2 protein-coding genes are annotated in these 2613 nt (G+C 26.9%); both read right to left on the bottom strand.

The window, feature by feature from the left end; translation table 11 throughout:
* Positions 1-167 precede the first annotated feature (167 nt).
* Positions 168-959: a hypothetical protein gene (locus HMPREF2663_RS07020; protein ID WP_064212274.1), complete on the bottom strand. Its 792-nt coding sequence runs from the start codon at positions 957-959 to the stop codon at positions 168-170.
* 48 nt (positions 960-1007) lie between these two features.
* The gene (locus HMPREF2663_RS07025; protein WP_064212273.1) at positions 1008-2315 is read right to left on the bottom strand and encodes a helix-turn-helix domain-containing protein; all 1308 of its coding nucleotides are present in this window, start codon (positions 2313-2315) and stop codon (positions 1008-1010) included.
* Positions 2316-2613: the final 298 nt, after the last annotated feature.

Here is a 2613-nt window from a genome sequence, read left to right on the forward strand (position 1 = left end):
CCACTGATGACTGTGGTCGTGATGTGAACAAGGATTTCCAACATGAATAACACCCCCTCCCTACGTCAAATTGACGCCTGAGAGATAGGCGACGTTACTATTATACCATCTGTATCTTTTGAAGCATATCTACTTCCGATAAGTAACTTTATGTAATATTTTAAAAGTTATATTTTTTCTTCTGATAGTTTAATTTCATTCATTTTAGAAGCTTTATCCTTTTTATTTTCTTTTATAATATTTGATTGTAGTTTGCTTATAATAATGCATCCTACTATACACAATAAAGCATTACATATTATCAACGTGTACTCAGTATAATCACTATTACTATATTTATAAGGAATATTATCAAGATCTATATATATGTATATTCCATTAAAAAGAAAGAGTAATAACATGATTAACATTAAATATTCTGTCCTTTTAGGACAAATACGTTTTATTCTCATAAAGCTATTTTTCTTATATAAATATACATACTCATAGTATGAATTAGCATCTTTATCTTGATAATAGTATTTATCACGTTGATATTTCTGATAATATGAAGATCGTTTCATTTCACTCAATTGATATTCATCAGTTACTTTGTCTAACATAATTAAATCTTTGAAAAAATTATGGTTTTTACTTTTTTTCTCAAATAACTCGTTTTCTTTATTTTTAAAAAGAGTGAAACTATTGATAGACGTGCAAAGTGATATGCAAGTACTTAAAATAAAAATGGCAAATAGCATAAAACTAATAATAAAAGTTAAAAATTGTAACACAGAAACTCTTTCCACTATCAAAAGAACTTCATATAAATATACCGTACATATCGTCATACCATATAACATTATTAATGCATATGCAGAATAGGCATCTATTTTCTTGCCGTCAAAATAATGAATAAAATATCGTCTTATAATTGTTAAAATTACTGGCAATACAAATGTTGCTAATACTTTTGTCAATATAATTTTCTCCTTGATTTTAATTAGAAAATTATTTATTAATGCATGTTACCTAATGTGAGTATAAATTTCATATAACTCTTTATCGTCTATTTTATCAATCACATTTAGCAAGTCTTCTTTTTGATCTTCATCAAAATACTTTTCTGCATAACTTTCTAACTTTTTTATATTCTCTTTGGTAACAATTTCATCTATAATAGCAAAATCTTGCTCTAACGTTTTATTTATTGATTCAATGCTCATATTAAAATATTCTTTTAAGTCTTTTGAGTTTTCTCTAGAATATGGATCATAATAAAATTTACGCGCAACTTTTAATTTATGTATTTCACTATAAAATGAAAATACAATTGACTTCTCACTTTTAACTTTCATACTTATTTCTACATCTTCCATTAGTTCTCTTACTTTTTTATCATAGGAACAATAATAAAATAACATGTCAGTGAAATTTATTAAGTTTTTATGCAATTCATGTTCTTTATCCTGATTTTCCGATTCAATTTTTAAACTAGGTAAAAACATATGTAAAAAATCTTTATTGGTAAGTTTGTAAATTAAAAAAGCTCCATCACTTTGATATCCCAACAATGTTTTTAAATTTTGGAGGTTTTCATCTGATGGCAAGTCTATTCCTCTCCTCCAACTATTAATTTGTTTTTTACTGACATTTAAATGATATTGCAGCCATTGTTCACCTACGGACGCTATTTTATGAGTTACATCAAAGTATTCTTCACGAGGTATATTTCTACAAAACTCTTCTACTTGTCTTCTAACCAATTTATCTGGAAATAAGGGTGATTGACAAATATCTGTACTTTCATATTTTGATGTTTCATCGATAAACTCTATTAAGTTATTAATATTTTCTATAAAATTTGGTTTGTACTTATTTTTCAGTTCCCTATCTATCTTAGGTTTACCATCAATATGTTTGTATTGCATACTGGGATTTATAAAAGACTTAAACAAGTTCAATTCTAAAAACGGTTCCAATACTTCTTGTGCTCTAGGATTACCTTCATGAAGCTTCATTATCTCTTTTTCTGATTCTCCATCAGTTATCATTTCTTGCAAATATAAATGAATTCTTTCATAAAATTCTATAATAGGATAGCGAAATTCTCTTTTTAATTCTATATGTAAAACACCTGTATTAAGTAAATCAGAAGCATAGTCTCTTAATTTTTTAAGATTCTTTCGTTTAGGTATACTTTTACCATTTCTCCAATCAGATAAACTGTGTTTACTAATGTCGGATTGTTTTGATACTTCTTCCATATTAATACCCATCTTATTGAGCGTTTTTAAAAAGTCTTCTATGCTTTTATGGAATTCTTGATCTTTCAAATCATCCACCTACTTTGTTGTTTTTTTCACAATAATTCATTTTTTCTTCTTTTTCCCCATAATACAATTTTCAACATGCTAACCTTGAATTATGTCAGATAGGTACTTAGATATCTGCATTGTAACATTCATTATAGTGCGCACTAAAATAATGAATCATTCAATTTATAAGTAAAGGTGTGTTTCACATGAAAATTCAAGCCAATTTCAAAAAAGGCGGCTATTCAACTGAAATAGCGTCTAACTACATTGATCATAAAAAGCCGATTTATAGCTTAAGTACAGAACTTTATCCGCA

Origin of the sequence: Staphylococcus sp. HMSC077D08 (genome assembly GCF_001837945.1) — a bacterium.
Lineage (GTDB): Bacteria > Bacillota > Bacilli > Staphylococcales > Staphylococcaceae > Staphylococcus > Staphylococcus epidermidis.